This is a genomic window from Asticcacaulis sp. P4_H10 (assembly GCF_056400965.1).
This window is the reverse complement of record NZ_JBFUKH010000013.1, coordinates 55,991-74,719: the sequence shown is the minus strand read 5'-3', so window position 1 is coordinate 74,719 and position 18,729 is coordinate 55,991. Positions and strand designations below refer to the sequence as shown.

Annotated in this window: 9 protein-coding genes; 7 read left to right on the top strand and 2 right to left on the bottom strand. The window is 60.2% G+C overall.

Going from position 1 to position 18,729, the window contains the following annotated elements; all coding sequences use genetic code 11:
* Positions 1–2 precede the first annotated feature (2 nt).
* From AC1DON_RS21225 to AC1DON_RS21210, 4 genes are all read left to right on the top strand, one after another.
* Positions 3–2,672 carry a glycoside hydrolase family 3 protein gene (locus tag AC1DON_RS21225; RefSeq protein WP_476936826.1) on the top strand — a complete coding sequence of 890 codons (2,670 nt, stop codon included), beginning with the start codon at positions 3–5 and terminating at the stop codon, positions 2,670–2,672.
* Between the two features lie 22 nt (positions 2,673–2,694).
* A complete protein-coding gene (locus AC1DON_RS21220) occupies positions 2,695–3,579 on the top strand; it encodes an alpha/beta hydrolase (protein ID WP_476936825.1) in 885 nt (294 codons plus the stop codon).
* A gap of 70 nt (positions 3,580–3,649) precedes the next feature.
* Positions 3,650–6,073 (top strand): glycoside hydrolase family 95 protein, encoded by a 2,424-nt coding sequence (locus tag AC1DON_RS21215; RefSeq protein WP_476936824.1) that lies wholly within the window; start codon positions 3,650–3,652, stop codon positions 6,071–6,073.
* Positions 6,074–6,078: 5 nt separating this feature from the next.
* Positions 6,079–7,737: a tannase/feruloyl esterase family alpha/beta hydrolase gene (locus AC1DON_RS21210; protein ID WP_476936823.1), complete on the top strand. Its 1,659-nt coding sequence runs from the start codon at positions 6,079–6,081 to the stop codon at positions 7,735–7,737.
* Between the two features lie 39 nt (positions 7,738–7,776).
* On the opposite strand, the gene AC1DON_RS21205 is transcribed toward AC1DON_RS21210, so the two are convergent.
* Positions 7,777–10,431, bottom strand: coding sequence for a glycoside hydrolase family 31 protein (locus tag AC1DON_RS21205; RefSeq protein WP_476936822.1), 2,655 nt, complete (start codon positions 10,429–10,431; stop codon positions 7,777–7,779).
* A gap of 208 nt (positions 10,432–10,639) precedes the next feature.
* On the opposite strand from AC1DON_RS21205, the gene AC1DON_RS21200 reads away from it, so the two are divergent.
* Together AC1DON_RS21200 and AC1DON_RS21195 are read left to right on the top strand one after the other, a co-directional pair.
* Positions 10,640–11,611 carry a zinc-binding alcohol dehydrogenase family protein gene (locus AC1DON_RS21200; RefSeq protein ID WP_476936821.1) on the top strand — a complete coding sequence of 324 codons (972 nt, stop codon included), beginning with the start codon at positions 10,640–10,642 and terminating at the stop codon, positions 11,609–11,611.
* A 174-nt stretch (positions 11,612–11,785) separates the two neighbouring features.
* On the top strand, positions 11,786–13,660 hold the full coding sequence (locus AC1DON_RS21195; protein ID WP_476936820.1) for a glycoside hydrolase family 97 protein: 1,875 nt from the start codon (positions 11,786–11,788) through the stop codon (positions 13,658–13,660).
* A 49-nt stretch (positions 13,661–13,709) separates the two neighbouring features.
* On the opposite strand, the gene AC1DON_RS21190 is transcribed toward AC1DON_RS21195, so the two are convergent.
* The gene (locus AC1DON_RS21190) at positions 13,710–14,771 is read right to left on the bottom strand and encodes a LacI family DNA-binding transcriptional regulator (RefSeq protein WP_476936819.1); all 1,062 of its coding nucleotides are present in this window, start codon (positions 14,769–14,771) and stop codon (positions 13,710–13,712) included.
* A gap of 758 nt (positions 14,772–15,529) precedes the next feature.
* On the opposite strand from AC1DON_RS21190, the gene AC1DON_RS21185 reads away from it, so the two are divergent.
* Positions 15,530–18,694, top strand: coding sequence for a TonB-dependent receptor (locus AC1DON_RS21185; RefSeq protein WP_476936818.1), 3,165 nt, complete (start codon positions 15,530–15,532; stop codon positions 18,692–18,694).
* The last annotated feature ends 35 nt before the right edge of the window (positions 18,695–18,729 follow it).

Genomic DNA, 18,729 nt, shown 5'->3' with positions numbered 1-18,729 from the left:
GCATGAAAAATTCCCGTATCCGCCACAACCGCAACCGCAACATCACCGTTGCCGTCCTGGCCACGCTGATGTCCGTCGGCGCCTTGTCTGCCCATGCGCAGAACCCGCTCGACGCCCAGGCCTATCAGGACGCGACCAAGCCCGCCGAAGCGCGCGCCGCCGACCTTGTCTCGCGCATGACGCTTGAGGAAAAGACGTCCCAGCTGATCAACGACGCGCCGGCCATACCGCGTCTCAATGTCCGCGAATACAACTGGTGGAACGAAGGCCTGCACGGCGTCGCCGGCGGCGCAGGTTACGCGACCGTCTTCCCACAGGCCGTCGGCCTGGCCGCGACCTTCGATGCGCCGCTGATCCACACCGTCGCTGACACGATCAGCGTCGAGTTCCGCGCCAAGCACATCGAAAACCGGCATCGCTTCGGCGGTTCGGATTGGTTCCGCGGCCTGACCGTCTGGTCGCCCAATATCAACATCTTCCGCGACCCACGCTGGGGACGGGGACAGGAAACCTTCGGCGAAGACCCTTATCTGACGGCCCGGATAGGCGTCGCGTTCGTCAAGGGGCTTCAGGGCGAGGACCCGGTTTACTACCGCACGGTCGCCACGCCCAAGCACTATGCGGTCCACTCCGGACCCGAGGCCGGCCGTCACCGCGACAATATCACGCCGTCGCGCTACGATCTCGAAGATACCTACCTGCCGGCTTTCCGCGCCACGATTACTGAAGGCAAGGCCGTCTCGATCATGTGCGCCTACAACGCCATCGACGGGGTGCCCGCCTGCGCCAATGAAGACCTTCTGGTCACGCATCTGCGCAAGGACTGGGGCTTCAACGGCTTTGTCGTGTCGGACTGCGACGCGGTCGGTGACATCTATTACAAGCGGTCGCACCACTACAAGACGACGCCCGAAGAGGGTGTGACCGCGGCCTATCTGGCGGGGACCGACCTGATTTGCGGCAACGCCAATGAAGCCGACCACCTGACCAGCGCCGTCCGTAAGGGTCTGCTGTCTGAAAAGACACTCGACACGGCGCTTGTTCGCCTGTTCACCGCCCGGTTCAAGCTTGGGCAGTTCGACCCACCCGCCAAGGTCTTTCCGAAGATCACCGCAGGGGATTACGACACCCAGGCTAATCGCGACCTGGCGCAACGTGTCGCCGAATCCGCCATGGTCCTGCTGAAGAACGAAGGCAATTTGCTGCCGCTGAAGGCCGCGCCGCGCACCATCGCCGTCATCGGGCCGAACGCTGATTCAATGGATTCCCTCGTCGGCAATTATAACGGCACGCCGTCGCATCCGGTGACGGTCCTAGCCGGTATCCGCGCCCGCTTCCCGAACGCCACTGTCAAATACGCACAAGGCTCCGGCCTGATCGACCCGGTCCTGGCGCCTGTGCCGGACGACGCCCTGTGCCGCGACAAGAATTGCGCCGAAAAGGGTGTCACCGCCAGCTATTTTGCCGAGCCCGACATGAAGGATGCGGCCGCGAAAACGACCCCTGAAGCCGGCATCCGTCAGGCCTGGCAGGGCGAAAACCGCAGCGGCGCCGTGCGTTACGACGGCTACGTGACGGCACCGGAAACCGGCGAATACCGTTTCCGCTATGATGCCGACGGCGGCTATCGCATTTGGGTCAACGACAAGCTGATCGTCGATGCCTGGCGCGTCGACTGGCGGCCGTCGATCGCCACAGGCGCCGTCCGTCTCGAAGCCGGCAGCCGTAACAGCATTCGCGTCGAATCCTTCCAGCGTCAGCCGAAGGGCGACGAAAAGCTGCTTTGGAGCATTCCGTCTGACACCGGCGCCCAGGAGGCTGTCGCCGCCGCCAAGGAAGCCGACCTGGTCATCTTCGCCGCCGGCCTGTCGCAACGCGTCGAAGGCGAAGAAATGCGTGTCGAAACGCCGGGCTTCTCCGGCGGCGACCGCACCAGTGTCGACCTGCCCCCCGTGCAGCAAAAGGTACTGGAAAAGGTCAGCGCGACTGGTAAACCTCTCGTCCTGGTTCTCGTCAATGGCAGCGCGCTTGGCGTCAACTGGGCCGACGCAAACGTCCCGGCCATCGTCGAAGCCTGGTATCCGGGAGGCCAGGGCGGAGCGGCCGTGGCACGCCTGATTGCCGGCGACTACAGCCCGGCCGGTCGCCTGCCCATGACCTTCTACCGTTCGGTCGATCAGTTGCCCGCCTTCAGCGACTATACGATGAAGGGGCGGACCTATCGCTATTTCAAAGGCGAGGCACTCTATCCGTTCGGCTATGGCCTGTCCTATACGACCTTCAGCTACGCCCCGGCGAAGCTGTCATCCACTACGATGCGCGGCGACGGGCAGGTGACGATCTCCGCCGACATCACGAATACCGGTAAGGTGGACAGCGACGAGGTTGCGCAGCTCTATGTCAGCCATCCCGGCCAGAAGGATGTCCCGATCCGCGCCCTGGCCCGCTTCGACCGTATCAGCCTTAAGGCCGGTGAAACAAAGACCGTCAGCTTCACGCTCGACAGCCGCGCGCTGTCGACCGTCAACGCCGATGGCTCGCGTTCGGTCAAGGCCGGCAAGGTCGATATCTGGGTCGGTGGCGGACAGCCCACCGCCCGCAAGGGGCTGGCCAAGACAGCGGGCGTCAAGACCTCGCTGACCGTCACGTCGAACCACAATCTGGAACGCTAAAGTTTAAGTCAGGAAAAATGACATGAAGTCCACACTTGCAATCATGGCGGGCCTGGCGTTCGCCGCCATCGCCACGCATGCTGCCGCCGAGACGGGTTCAGGCCCTTATCCGGCCGTGTTCGAAGAAGATCCGAGCCTGCCGGCGCATGTCGTCTACCGGCCGGAAAAGCTGGCGGATGTGAAATCCGAAAAGCTCGGCATCTACGTGTTCGGCAATGGTGCGTGCAGCGCTGACGGCACCAGTTCCCGGAACCATCTGCTCGAGATTGCCTCGCAAGGCTATCTGGCAGTGGCGCCCGGTACGATACCAGCGCCGCAACCGCAAGGCACTACGCCTGGCGGTCCGCCTGCAGGTGGGCTGCGGGCATCGACGACGGCCGAATCCCTGACCGAAGCCATCGACTGGGCGATCCGTGAAAACGGCCGTCAAAGCAGCCCCTACTACCAGCGTCTCGATCCTAAGAAGATCGCGGTGTCTGGCTTCAGCTGTGGCGGCTTGCAGGCGATTTCCATTGCCAAGGATCCGCGCATCGCCACCGTCGTCGTTATGAACAGCGGTGTGTTCAACGAAGGCAATCCGATTGCCGGTATTAATGTAAGCAAGGCGATGCTGGCCGACATTCACGGCTCGGTACTCTACGTTCTGGGTGGGCCGAGCGACATCGCCCATGCCAACGGCACAGACGACTACAAGCGCATTAATCATATCCCGGCCGCCCATGTCGATATTCCGGTTGGCCACGGCGGAACCTATATGGACCCGCACGGCGGCATCGGCGCCGAAGTGGTCACCGCCTGGCTGAACTGGCGGCTGAAAGGCGATGCCGCCGCAGGGAAGAAATTCCACGGAGAGAACTGCGCCTACTGCGTCGATAAGCGTATCACCTACGAATACAAGAACTTCTGATTGCAGCGATCCGGCCGGTGACTGATATTCAGGCACTGGCCGGACGGTTTGCATCGGCGGAGGCACCAGAATGTCCAAATCATATAAGCCGTCGCGGCGCGGCGTGGTCTCCGGCATGGCGGCTCTGCCGTTTGTGCCGGCGCTAGCGGCCAATGCGGGTGTGTCCGCGCAGGGTGCCGCCAATCGGCTGTGGTATCGCCAACCCGCCACGCGCTGGGAAGAAGCCTTGCCGCTTGGCAACGGGCGCCTGGGCGCGATGGTGTTCGGGCGCGTCGGCCAGGAGCGGCTGCAACTGAACGAAGACACGCTGTGGTCGGGCGGCCCCTATACGCCGGATAGTCCCGACGCCCTGGCGGCCTTGCCGGAAGTGCGCCGCCTGATTGCCGAAGAGCGTTACAAGGACGCGGCGGATCTGGCCGGCGCCAAGATGATGGCGCGGCCCCTGTCCCAGATGTCCTATGGCAGTTTGGGCGATATTTTTCTGGAGTTCGACAAGTGGTCGGTGCCGGAGACTTATGAGCGTCGCCTCGATCTCGACACCGCCATTTCCTCAGTCACCTATGACACGCCTCAGGGCGCGATCGTCCGCGAAGTATTTGCATCGGCGTCGGACCAGGTCGTCGTGCTGCATATCGACGCCAAGGCGCCTATCGGCTTCGGCCTGGCTTATCGGGGGCCAAGAGCGGTCAAATATACGGCCGCCAATTACCAGGGCGTTGCGACCGCCGGTGGCGCCAAACCGCCTGTCGACTGGGGCCAGCGCGAAGACAGCGCCAGCACGAGCGAAATCCAGATTCGCCAGGACGGTCCCGGCGCGTGGCTGATCACCGGCAAGAATGTCGGCGGTAATGGCATTGCGCCGGCACTGACCTTTGCCCTGCGCGTCAAGGTGATCACCGACGGTGAACTGACGGTCTCGAACACGGCGTTTTCCGTCCGCAATGCCAAGACCACGAGGCTGCTGATCTCGGCAGCGACCAGCTATGTGAACTTCCGCGATACGTCGGGCGATCCCGTCGCCGTCGCCCGTCAACGCAGCGACCAGGCCGCACGCAAGAGCTACGCGCGGCTGAAGGCCGATCACATCAAGGATCATCAGTCGTTGTTCAGGACGGTTTCGGTTGATTTGGGCCGGACCTCTGCTGCCGACTTGCCGACGGATGAACGCATTGTCGCCGCGGATACCGCCGACGATCCGGCGCTGGCGGCGCTTTATCTGCAATATGCGCGTTACCTCCTGATTGCCTCGTCGCGGCCCGGTACTCAGCCGGCCAACCTCCAGGGCATATGGAACGAGGCGACCAATCCGCCGTGGGGCAGCAAGTACACAATCAATATCAATACCGAGATGAACTACTGGCTGGCGGGGCCAGCGGGTCTGGGGTCCTGCGTCGAGCCCTTGCTGCGCATGGCCGAGGAGCTTGCGATCACCGGCGCCCGCACGGCAAAGACGATGTACAATGCGCGTGGCTGGGTGGCACACCACAATACTGACCTGTGGCGGGCGGCGGCGCCGATCGACGGTCCGCTGTGGGGCCTTTGGCCGTGCGGTGGCGCTTGGCTGTGCACGACGCTGTGGGACCAGTATGACTATAGCCGCGATCCGGCCATGCTGGCGCGGCTCTATCCGCTCATGCGCAATGCGTCACTGTTCTTCCTGGACACGCTGATCGAGGACCCGAAGGGCAGGGGCCTTGTCACCTCGCCGTCGGTATCGCCGGAAAACAGCCATCCGTTCAACTCGTCGGTCTGCGCAGGGCCGGCAATGGATCGCCAAATCGTCCGCGACCTGTTCCACCACACCATAGCCGCCGCCAAAATCCTCGGCCGCGACGGCGAACTGGTCACACAACTCGACGCGACCGTGCGCCGGATCGCGCCGGATCGCATCGGCAAAACCGGCCAGTTACAGGAATGGCTGGAAGACTGGGATGACGCCGCGCCCGAACCCGAACATCGTCATATTTCGCATCTCTACGCGCTCTATCCGGGCTCCGAGATCAATGTCCGCGATACGCCGGACTTCGTAAAGGCGGCGCAGGTGACGCTCAATCGCCGGGGTGACTTCTCGACCGGCTGGGCGATCGCGTGGCGCATCTGCTGCTGGGCGCGGATCGGTGACGGCGATCATACACACAAGATTCTGCGCGCGTTGCTGGGTGCCCAGCGCACCTATCCGAACATGTTTGACGCCCACCCGCCCTTCCAGATTGACGGGAATTTCGGCGCCGCCATGGGGATCATGGAGATGATCCTGCAATCGTGGGGCGGCGAAATCATCGTCCTGCCCGCGCTCCCCAGCGCCTGGCCGGCGGGTCACCTCAAGGGCGTTCGCGCGCGTGGCAATATCACGGCGGACATCGCCTGGTCCGGTGGGAAGTTGCGGTCGCTCGTCCTCAAGGGCAAGCCGGCCCAAGCGGTCGCGCTGCGTCATGCTGGCGAACTGAAGACTGTTACGCTTGACGCCAAGGGCGTCTACACACTGAAGGTCTGATAGACATGAGACTGTTCCCGATTGCTATCCTTGCCTTTGTGGCAGCGGTCACAACGCCCCAGGCATATGCCGCCGGCAGTAAGCCGATGTGTGCCGCGCTTGAAGGTCAAACCCTGACATGGACGGGCGACAAGGCGCGTATCGTCAGCGCCAAACCGGTTGCCGCTGCGTCCGGGCAGCCGGCGCACTGCGACGTCTCGGGCATCATGCACGAACGCGAGGGGCGGTTTGGTCAGGCCTACGCGATCCGCTTTCGCATGCGCCTGCCGGAAAACTGGAACCAGCGCATGCTGTTCCAGGGCGGTGGCGGCAGCAATGGCGTTGTTGGCGATGCCCTGGGCAATGTCTCCGCCGGGCCTTCGGCGCTGGCTCAGGGTTATGCGGTCGTCGCCCAGGATTCGGGTCATGACAATGCCACCAACAGCGATCCGGCGCGCAATGGCGCCCTGGCCTTTGGCTTCGATCCGCAATCGCGCGCCGACTACGGCCACACGTCACTAAAGGCCTCCGCTGAGGCCGCCAAGGCGCTGATACGCACCGCCTATGGTCGCGGCCCCAGGTACAGTTATTTCGTCGGCTGCTCCAAGGGCGGCCAGGAAGGCATGGCCTTCGCCCAGCGCTATCCTGACGTCTTTGACGGCATCATCGCCTCGGCGCCCGGTTTCGCCCTGCCGCGCGCCGCACTGGCCGAAGCCTGGGACACCCAGGCTTTTGCCTCGGTCGCGGGGGTGCGTGGCTCGGTCAAGGTGGCCGATCTGGCGCGGACCTTCTCGGCTGCGGACTTCAATCTGGTTCGCGGCGTCGTCCTCGATGCCTGCGACGAAGACGATGGGCTGAAGGACGGCATGGTCGCCGATATCATGGGGTGCACGGATCAAAAAGTCGTGGCGCGCCTGGAGACCAAGGTGTGCGCCGACGCCAAGAACGACGCCTGCCTGACGGCGGCGCAGGTTACGGCATTGCGCCGCGTCATGTCCGGCGCGAAAACTTCAAGCGGCCAGGCGCTTTACAGCGGCTGGTTCTGGCCGGTGTCGATCCACGCTCCCGACTGGCGGATGTGGAAGATCGGTTCCGCTGATGGCCGGGTGCCGCCGCTCAATGTCTTCCTGGGGGCTACAGCCCTGGCTTCGGCGTTCACAACCCCACCGACGGCCTTGGGGGACCCTGAGTCCATGCTGGACTACCAACTGGGCTTCGACTTCGACCGTGACGCCACCAAAATCTACGCGGTCGCCGAGCCGTTTACCCGCTCGGCCTGGCAGGACGTGGGGATGCGTTCGAGCAATCTGAAAGCCTTCAAGGCGCGCGGCGGCCGCCTGATCGTACCGCACGGTGAATCAGATCCGGTCTTCTCGCTGAAGGACACGCTGGCCTGGTTCGACTCTGTGGATAGCGAAAACAGCGGTCACGCTGCTGACTTTGTCCGCGTCTTCCCCGTGCCGGGCATGTGCCATTGCGGTGGCGGGGCGGCGACCGATCGCTACGATATGTTCGCGGCTCTGATCGACTGGGTCGAGCACGGCAAGGCGCCCAATGCCGTCGTCGCCACAGCAGGCCCGGGTACACCATGGCCGAACCGCTCGCGGCCGTTGTGCGCCTATCCGCAGGTCGCCAGATATATCGGCGGCGATATCGAAAAGGCCGAAAGCTTCAAGTGCACCTAGCGCCTTGCCCGCTTCGATGAAGCAGGCAAGGGATACCGCCTATTTGCGAAGGCGAAGCCTGACCGGCCGGCCGGTATAGGCGACTTCCCGTCCGGCACCGAGCGTGAGGGGAGGGTGATCCGCCGCAACCAGATGCACGCGGAGTTGTTTGTTCTCCGGCATACCTGGAAACTTTCCTTTGCGCGCGCCAAGCACCAGCTCGCCGGTTTTGTCCTGCCATTGCATCGGAATGCGGCTACAGGCGCCCTTTTCGTAGGCGTAGGTCAGCCCGCCGTCCTCGTAGAGTTTGAACGCGCCGTCGCGGCCCGGGAAGACAAGAATGTCGAGGGTCTCGCCGGTGATGTCCGCCGTGGACTGGACCTGTGGCCCGAGCGGCAGGATTGTCCCGGCGCGCGCGTGAACGGGAATCTGCGACAGCGGTGAGGGAACCTGATGCGTTGCGCCGCCGTCGCGATGGGCGCCGCTCCAGAGGTCAAACCAGCCACCCTGTGAACGCGGAAGGTACACCGGCCACTCTGTCTTGCCAGGTTCGATCACTGGCGCGACCAGAAGATTCGGTCCGAACATGTAGCTGTGCGTCTGCGCCAGCGCCCGTTCGTCGTCTCGGAAGTCGAAAACGAGCGGGCGAATCAAGGGCATGCCACTGCGATTGGCGTCGGAAGCCATGGCATAAATGTAATGGAACAGGCGGTAGCGCAGGTTGAGATAATCGCGCGCCAGGCCTTCGACAGTTTCGCCGTACCGCCAGAACTCCGTGTCTGTCATATAGCCGTGGACGCGTTGCAGCGGAAGGAAGGTGGCGTACTGGAACCAGCGGATGAAGCGTTCGTGGTAGGCAGTGTCTGTAAATTGCGACGGCCCCGGCCGGAAGAAGCCGCCGGCATCGACCGTCCAGTAGGGATAACCGGCCGCGGCCATGTTGAGGCCCGCAGGGATCTGCCGCTTCAGCGTCTCCCAGTCATTGCCGATATCGCCCGACCATGTGGCCGCGGCAAATCGCTGTTGCCCGAGATATGCGGAGCGCGTCAGTGTGAAGACGCGCCGGTCGGGATAGTCGCGCCGCTGGCCTTCGTAGACCGTGCGCGACACCTGCACCGGATAGGTCAGGCGGACGCGCTCACCCTTGCCGACAAAGGTCTGACGGCCAACCAGATCGTCGTTTTCCGGTTCGGTCGCATCCTGCCACCAGGCATCGATGCCCAGCGCCGCCAGACGCGTGCTCTGGTTCTGCCAGTAGAAGTCGGCGGCCTGAGGATTGAAGAAATCGATCCAGTCCGTGTCGGGAATGTAGAAGCCTTTCGCGGCCATGGCCTGGCCAAGCTCCGATTTCTTATCGACCTTGGACCACACCGACAGCATCAGCCGCATGTCCAGGCCGTGCAGGTCCTTCACCAGGCCGGCAGGGTCGGGGTAGTGTGCTTCGTCGAAGCGCATGGCGTTCCAGCCATGCTTTCCCCAGTACTGCCAATCCTGAACCATCATATCAACTGGCAGTTTCCGGCGCCGAAATTCATGAGCCGTATCAAGAATTTCCTGCGAAGATTTGAACCGTTCGCGGCAATGGATGTAGCCGTATGCCCACTTCGGCAGAAGCGGCGTCGTGCCGGTCAGCTGGCCGTAGGTCGCCATGATGTCGCGGGCCTCCGGCCCGGCGATAACGACATAGTCGATGGCGTCAGCAACAGCGGATTGCCATACCGTCTGGTCGCCGGGCCTGTCGTAGCCAATGGACGGCTTATCGTCGGAATTGGCGAGGACGCGAATCGTATGTGCGCCGGCCTCCAGATCCGCCAGAAAGCTGGTCGTCGGCGGCAACCAGAGATTGGTCAGGTCGGTGTACACCTTGCCATCGATTTCGACATGATGCCGCGACGCCATCTTGCGCCCTATGTCCAGTTGGAAAGCATATCGGCCGGGCGTGTCGAGATGTATCTCGCCTTGGAAAACAGCTTCGGTACGGGCGACCTGCGCATTGCCGGCACCGGTCGTGACATCGACAACGCGTCCTTGGGCATCGATGCTGACGCGGTTGAGCGTGACCTGTTTCGACAGCGGATTGAGTTCGCTTATTCCTGGGTTTAGCCATATCAGCCCGTATCCTTGGCTGGACAAGGTGAAGGGCAGGCTGATCTGGGTATTGACCTGTGTCAGCCGGCGCGGAAGCTGGCGAAGATCCAGCGCGCCATCCTGGAAACAGCCGGTGCCATAGATGCGTTCACTGGATGGAGATTCGAAGGCCTGCCGGGCGATGAAGACGTCTTCATCGCCTAGCTTGGACGGGGACAGGCTGCGCCCGTGTTGTGCCTCGCTCAGAATTAGGGTTCCGTGGCGATCGAAAAAGCGGATATGGCCGTCCTGAGGCGCAATTTCGCAACGCATGCCCGCAAGTCGCAGGTGAATAGCGCTGGCCGTAGTCTTCTTGTCGAATTTGGGTCGCTTCTTTTGCGACAGCAGTACAGCGTCTTGCGGAGGCGCAAGGGCGGTTTTTCCCGGAACGAACCGGATGCGCATCGCAGATTCTGTCAGCGCAAACACCTGCAAACTGCCTTCCGGCAGCACCACTATTTGATCGGGATGGCGAGCTGCCAAATCTGCCGCTCGGACGCCGGTCGCGGCCAGCCCCAGCAGGGCCGTCACGCTCGTAAGGAGTTGCCGGCGATGAGGCCGATAGAAGGGCATGTCAGCGGTTTTCATGTCGCATCCGTTTGTTGGTCATAGGCGGATGTGTGCCGCCACCTGGAGTCAAAAGTCTCGATTTTGCAAGCGCTTGCAGAAAACTTCACGATTTGGAACTTCTCGGCTTTTCAATTTGCACATACCCTATATAAAAGTAAATTCCATATAAGGAATTTAGTTGGTCGCCATGTTGACGGTATTATGTAATCGGCCGCAGGAACTTACCTTGGCCGAGCGCCCCAAGCCAATCCGGCAGGACGGTGAGGTGCTGATAAGAATCAAGCGTATCGGTATGTGCGGTACCGACTTCCACATCTATTCCGGAAAGCAGCCCTATCTGTCCTATCCCCGAGTCATGGGGCACGAGCTATCCGGAGAAGTGGTTGAAACCGGGCCGGACTCGGACATCGCAGTCGGGGCGGTTGTAACGATCAATCCCTATCTTCGTTGCCGTAAGTGCCACGCCTGCCGTCTCGATAAGCCAAATTGCTGCATGAACATCCGGGTCATGGGCGTCCATATCGATGGCGGTATGGCCGAGTACGTGTCGGTGCCGGCAGAGGCGGTAATTGTCGTGGACGGTCTTTCCCTCGATCAGGCAGCCATGGTCGAATTCCTGTCGATCGGTATGCATGCCGTACGCCGTGGCGCCGTCACCAAGGTGGACAGGGTGCTGGTCGTCGGCGCCGGTGCTATTGGCGTGGGTGTCGCCCTGTTCGCCAGGATGGCTGGGGCCGAAGTCTTTCTCATCGACACCAATGTTGGGCGTCTGGAGCGTGCAAAGTCCATATGCACCGGTGTTCAGACAGCGCTTGCCGACGCTGACGTCGGTGCCTGGCTTTCTGAGCAGACCCGCGGCGACTTCTTCGATGTCGTGTTCGATGCAACCGGCAATGCCGCTGCCATGCAGGCGGGCTTTTCCTATGTTGCGCATGGAGGCAGATACGTCCTGGTCAGCGTCGTCAGTCAGGATATTACCTTCTCCGATCCCGAATTCCACAAGCGAGAAATGCAGCTGATCGGCAGCCGCAACGCCACGCGCCATGATTTCCAGATGGTCATCGACATGATGCGGGCAGGGGCCCTGCCGCTGGAGAAGCTGCACACCCATTCGCTGGCGGCGGCCGACCTGCCGCGCATGGTGCCGGAACTCATGAAGGTGCCGGATGAGCTGCTCAAAGCCATTGTGACGATCTAAGAAAGCGAAGCGCGTCTGAGTGCCCGCTCTAGACGCTAACAACCAACCTGCGACTTCGGAATGCAGGCAAGACGTGAAAATCAGGTGCTTACAGGGGCACCGGCAACACAAAAAAGGTTCAGGCGCGACGCGTCCCGAGCGCTTGCAGGTTGCTTCATAACGAGGAAGACCGCCATGCTTACATATCTCGTGCTCGCTGCAGCTAGCCAGATCGTCGTGTCGTCACCCGATGGCAAGGTGGCGTTTCGCTTGGCGCCGGATGGTTCAAATTACGCGGTCTCCCGCAGTGGTGAGGAGATCGTTTCCCCATCAGCCATGGGGTTGAAGCTGTCAGGCGCTCCGGATTTCTCGCAGCTGGCCGTCAAGTCGCGCAAAAATACAAAGGTAAATACCTCGCACAAGCTGACGGCGACGAAGGCCAGCGTTGCGCGCGACGTATATAACAGCGAGGTTGTCACCTTTGCCGAGACCGCCGGGGATCATCGCGAAATATCGATAGAAGTCCGCGCCTACAATGATGGTGTGGCCTGGCGGTATGCTCTTCCCAAGGGCAAGGCTGTTGCTCTGAAGGATGAGACGACGGCGTTCCGCCTGGCTGGTGACCCGAAGTGCCTGATCACGGACTATGCGGCGTCACATGAGAACCCCTTTAACCCGATCCAGATTTCGCAACTGGACGCCGCAAAGCTATACGACTACCCGGTACTTTGTGCATCGCCGGGCGGTAAAACCCATTATGCGCTCGTTCAGGCTGGATTGTCGGGCTATGCGGGCTCAAGCCTTAAGGCGACCAGTGAAGGCCTTCAGGTCGACCTGTTCCCGCGCCGTGATCAAAAGGATGTTGCTGTCATATCATCAGATGGTCTGCAAACGGGCTGGCGCGTCGTCATGATGGCCGACCGTGCCGGTGATCTCATTGAGTCGCATCTGATCGGCAATCTGTCCGCCCAGGCAACCGGCGACTATTCCTGGGTCAAGCCAGGCCTTGTCGCATGGGATTGGTGGTCCGGTCCGACCGTCGGAGAAAAGCCGACCATGGAGCGCTACAAGCGCTTCATCGATTTCGCGGCGAATTCCAAGTTCCCTTATTTCCTGATCGATTCCGGTTGGGCCCTGAATACCGGCCCCTGCTGTTCGGCCGATCCTAAAACCGACATTACCAAAGGCGAGGCCGGGATCGATATGCCCGCACTCTCCAGTTATGCCGCTTCCAAGGGCGTAGGTTTGCTTCTTTGGACACACTGGCAGCACGTCGAGCCCAGGATGGACGAGGTACTCGACACCTATCAGCGCTGGGGGATCAAGGGCATCAAGGTCGATTTCATGGAACGGGACGACCAGGAAATGATCGCCTTCTATGAAAAACTGGCCGGGGCGACGGCAAAGCGCCACATGCTGCTCGACATGCATGGCGCCTTCCCGCCCATGGGCTTGGCCCGCACCTATCCCAACTACATAACTCAGGAAGGGGTTCTGGGGGCGGAGTATAACAAATTCCCCTGGGGCAAGGTAACGCCGGCGCACAACGTCAAGCTGGCATATACACGCATGCTGCTGGGCCCAATGGACTATACGCCGGGCGGATTCCGGAACTTTTATCCGGAAGCCTACAAGCAAACCGAGGTCTTACCATCGACGCGATTCACCCGTGGACAGGCGCTGGCTCAGTATGTGGTTTATGACAGCCCGCTTCAGATGGTCTCTGACGATCCCGTCGCTTATGAGAACGCCGCCGGCTTCGAATTTGTCAAAAACGTTCCGACGTCATGGGACGAGACACACTTCATTGCCGGAACGCCTGATAGCTATGTGGTTCTTGCCAGGCGTCACGGAAATGACTGGTACATCGGTGCCCTGAACAACGAAGACGCACGGACCATCGATATTCCCTTGAGCTTTCTGGCGAAGGGGCAATACCAGGCATCGCTCTGGCAAGACGGCGCGACCGCCAATGATGTTGAGCGGACAGTATCAAAGGTGTCTGCCGCTGATCGCGTGACAGTAAAACTGGCGCGTGGCGGCGGGGCAGCGATCATCCTGACCAGATAAGCGCTGTGCTCGGATTGCTTCAGGTAGGGGACTCTTTTAAGTCCCCTACCTAGACGGGTGCCGGACCTGCAGACTGACGTTCGACGATCCGGAACTCGCGGAGTTCCCGGCGTGGCTCGCAAGGTGTGCCGGAGCGCTTGGCGCGAATTTGAAGGAGCAGGAGTTCAACGGCTTCTGAGGCCATTTGGACCGTTGGCTGCCGGACGGTCGTTAATTCCGGCCAGACGGTTATCGCTGTCGTTGTGTCGTCGAAACCGACAATTGACAACTGGGTCGGGACTTCGATTCCGAAACTATGGGCCTTGGCTAATGCACCCGCGGCCATGTCGTCATTCGTGGCAAAAATGGCCGTTGGTCGATCCGGTCGTCCCAACAATATTCCGGCGGCCTGGAAGCCGGAATGATAGTCGAAGTAGCCCTGCGCTACCAGGTCTGCGTCGACGTCCAAACCGGCCGCATTCATTGCCGCGAGAAAGCCCTCGGTGCGAAAGTCACTGGCCCTGTTATTGGGATGGCCTTTAATGAATCCAATGCGGGTGTGGCCCCGCTGGACCAGCCATGTCGTCATGGCAAATGCGGCCTTACAGTCATCAACACCGATAATTGTGCGGCCAGGAGGTTGTTGGGCCGCCGCTATGCCGACGGATGGCAGATTCATGTCATCAAGCGCCGTGGCGATTCGATTGGAATTGGATAGGGGTGCGGGCAAAAGGACACCATCAATTCCTGCACTTCTCATACTTTCCAGGACCCTCAGAGCGCCATCGACGCCATCGCACCTTGCAACCGTTAGCCTGCACCCGGCGATACCGGTCTGAGTCAAGGTGCCGATCAGGATTTCGTTTGAATAGGACGAGGCCGGGTTGGCGTATACCACGGCTATCTGAGTGTCTTCCCTTGCAGCAAGCGTGCGGGCAGTCGTGTTCGGTGCATAGTTAAGGGTGCTGATGGATGCGAGGACCATCTGGCGCGTTTCGTCCTTAACGTTTGTTTCCCCGTTTATAACTCTGGACACTGTCATTGGGGAAACCCCGCAATGTCTGGCAACGTCATGGATTGTGACGACGTTGCGGCCGCGACGGGCAGCTTTCTTTGGCGGGGTGATTTCCATGTTGGCGCGATGAACCATCTATAATGCAAAGTCTATATTGCTAGATGGATCGTTTCTTAAAATCAAATTTTCGCTTGCCCTACGACTTAAATCTCTGAGGACGCCTGCAGCGTCAATTTAGCAGGCGAATAGTCTCAGAACAGACTGAGAAAATGGTAGGCTTACCAAACATATATTTGATAACGATTATTTTCATACTTCATTTTATTTAGCAAAGTAAATTCCATATCGGACAACATCCCATTTCCAATTATCGTCGCAATGTAATCGCCTGTAGGTTCGTGAATACCGCACGTAGAAATAAAATAAATAAAAACAATATTATAAATTCCGCGCTGATTTTAGAGCGGGCTGATTCTACGTGTGGCGTCATATAGTTGCAGATGAAATATAAATCCTAGGCTTGCGGCCTGTTGAACTTGAAAACTGTCACAATCGCGCAACGACCACGTCTTTTTTTCAACATTTGTCGGACTTAATCGTTGAATAAATGTGAGCGGTATCATAACGTCGTTCTGTCATAGCGCGCCGGGCGCTCCAGGGGTTTTGCTGAATGTGCGGAAACGCATGACGGTCGGCGTGTGACCGATATCAAATAAAATCGTCTTACAGGGCGCCTCTCGCTTTCGTACGAGAGGCACAACGTCCTCTGGCCAAAGTAGCTAAGAGGCAGGGAGAAATAACCTATGAAAATCACAAGGGATAATTATAACCAAAATCGTGGTACCACGCCGTCCAGGTCCCGTCTGGGCCGGATTTTGCTCGGCACCACGGCGCTGACGGCGGCTCTCTTCTCGACGGCTGCGTTTGCGCAGGATCCGGCGGCTACTCAAGCCGCTGCGAATGAAAAGGCCGACGGTGACGTCGTTGTCGTCACGGGCATCCGCAGGTCGCTGGAAACGGCTTCGCAAATCAAGCGCAAGGCGGACACCTTCGTTGATTCGATCACTGCGTCGGACGTCTCGGCTCTGCCGGATGCCAGCGTAGCAGAAGCCCTTGGGCGTATTCCAGGCGTGTCTGTGACGCGTTATTCGATCCTGCCGCAATACAACACAGGCGGCGCCGGCGGCGCGAGCGGCGACTTCCCCTCGGCCGAAGGTTCGGGCAATCTTATTCGCGGCCTCTCGTTCGTTCGTTCGGAATTCAACGGCCGTGACCAGTTCACCGCAAACGGTGGGCGCGCGCTCGACTGGTCATCCATTCCGCCTGAACTCGTCGGCGGTGTGGATGTGTATAAGAACGCATCGGCAGAGCTGACCGAAGGTGGCGCCGGTGGCACGATCAACCTGCGCACGCTTGCTCCGTTCGACCGCAAGGGTTCGACATTCTCCGTCAGCATCGACGGCACCTATGCCGACCTTCGCAAGGAATGGTCGCCGACCTATAGCGTCACTGGCAGCAAGCGGTGGAAAACCGGTGCAGGCGAGTTCGGCTTGCTGGGATCCTATTCCCATTCCGAACTCCGGTCGAACATCAACGACTGGCAGATCGGCGCTCCGGTTCCGAAGGTTAATGTTGGCGCAGTCGAAACGCAGGGTCCGGGCAAGTTTGTTGGCGTGCCTGTCGGCAACGTCATTGGTACCCAGACGGTCTTCCAGATGCGTCACAACGAGCAGGACCGCGAGCGCACCAGCTATTATCTTGCTGGGCAATGGAAAAACGACAACACGAGCGTCCTGATCAAGTACATCAACGTTGAGAACGGCACGGATACCGTCGAACATACCGTTGAACATTTGCCGGATTCGGGCACGCCTACCAATACGCTGCTCACCAACGTTTTCACGACACCATACAGCGGCAGCGTGGCGCTCTGCAACATTGGCTATAGTGGCGCAGGCGGCTGTAGCCAGCCCGTCTCGATCGGTCAGTTGATGATTGCCGGCACGATTAACGGCGCGGACGTCGATGGCGGCGCCTATGGTTACGCCATCAATACGCTGGGCCGCGGTGTGGTCGATTACTCAAAGACCGAAGACTTCAGCATCAACCTGAAGCACAACTTCAGCAGCCAGCTGCACATCAACCTTGATGCACAGTACACCAAGGCGTCGGCAGAGCAGTCTGAAATGTGGGCCGGCGGTCAAACCCACTTCATGGTGGATATGCGGTCCGACCTCGACAATGGCTACCTGAACTTCCACATGGATCCGCGCGGTAACCAGATCACCAATGTGAAGCCTGGCATGACGGCGACCGTCGCGGCGGACGACACAGGCAATCCGGGCGTCTACTGGTGGCTGTACAACGCCGATAACCAGCAAAAAGGAACGGGCGACCTCTATGCGCTGCGCGGCGACCTGGTCTATGACTTCGCTGACAACAACTGGTTCAGGGACATCAAGTTCGGCGCCCGTTATTCCGAGCGCAACCAGACCAACGACACCGCCAACCAGAACTGGGCCGGTGTGGCTCCGCCCTGGGCCGGCGGCGGCGCAACCCCGCTCAGCGCCCTGCCGGCAGGCATGACCGAAGTCGACGACTATCGCGACTTCTTCCGTGGCGGCCTGGTCAATGGCAAGAACAGCAAGTTCGTCTATATCAGCCGGGACTACCTGCTGAACTACGGCAAGATGGCTGACTTCTTCGCCAATAACTCGGGTGCGACGGGTGTTGTTCGCGGCGCGCCGTGGGCACCGCGTGTCCCGATGTTCCCGATCGACAACCATTCGGAGATCACCGAAAAAACGACCAACTTTTATGTTCAGGTCGACTTCAATCATGAGTTAGGCAATGGTCAGTCGATCGAAGGCAATTTTGGCGTTCGCTATGCGAAGACCGATCTGGCGTCGGCGGGTAATCTTGTCCGTACTCTTGGCGCGGATTCGGCCTGTACGCCTGGCACGGATAGCGCCGGCGTCGTCACGACGGCCTACGCCTGCTCGCACAACAGCCCGCAGGAATTCCTGCCGCAGATGGCCGCCTACCTCACGCTGGCTGCCCAACCCCTCAGCTACGAGACAAGCGACGACCACGTCCTGCCGTCGTTCAACATCAAGTGGAACCTGAACGAGGAAATGCTGATCCGTTTCGGTGCCAGCCAGAACCTGACTCGCGCCAATATCGCGGACCTGCGGGCCTACACGAATTACAGCGGCAACACCACGACGGTGAACTGGCCGACTGGACACTGTGCGTCCATCGGACTGCCAACGACCCCTCCGTGTAACGACGGCTTCCAGGACGTGACCCTGAACGCGATCAGCGCCAGCGGCGGTAATCCTCGCTTGAAACCGACGACGTCCGACAACTTCGACCTCTCCTACGAGTGGTACTTCCCGAGCGGGAATATCACTGCGGCGGTGTTCTCGAAGAAGCTGCAAGATGTCATTCAGGGCGGCTCCGAAACCATTGGCAGCGTCACACTGGATGGCAAGACCGTGCCGATCGTCTATAACGGTCAGGTCAACACCAAACAGGTGGACGTCAGTGGTGTCGAACTTGCCTACCAGCAATTCTATGACTTCTTGCCGGGCATCTTCTCCCACCTGGGCGCGCAGGCGAACTTCACGCTTATCGACGCCAGCGCGGATGCGGATGCTTCGTGTCGGAACAACGGCGAACTCTGCCGTTACAACATCACTGACCTGTTTGGTCAGTCCAAGTACCTGGCGAACCTCGTCGGCATCTATCAGGATGGCACGTTCGAAGCTCGCCTGGCCTACTCCTGGCGCAGCAAGTATCTGATCGTCAAGGGCGACTACATGACGGGCAACCCCACCTATAACCAGGCTGGTGGCTTCCTGGATGGCTCGTTGAAGTGGAACGTCAACAAGCACCTGCAACTCCACACCTCGATCGAGAACCTGCTCGATACGACTACGAAAGCGGTCATGCAGGTCGATGCAGAGGGGCATACGCTTCCCCGCTTCGCGATCAAGAACGATCGCCGGATCGAGGTTGGCCTGCGCTACCTGTACTAATCTAGCCTAACTTGAGATTGGGGCGGGGTAGAATT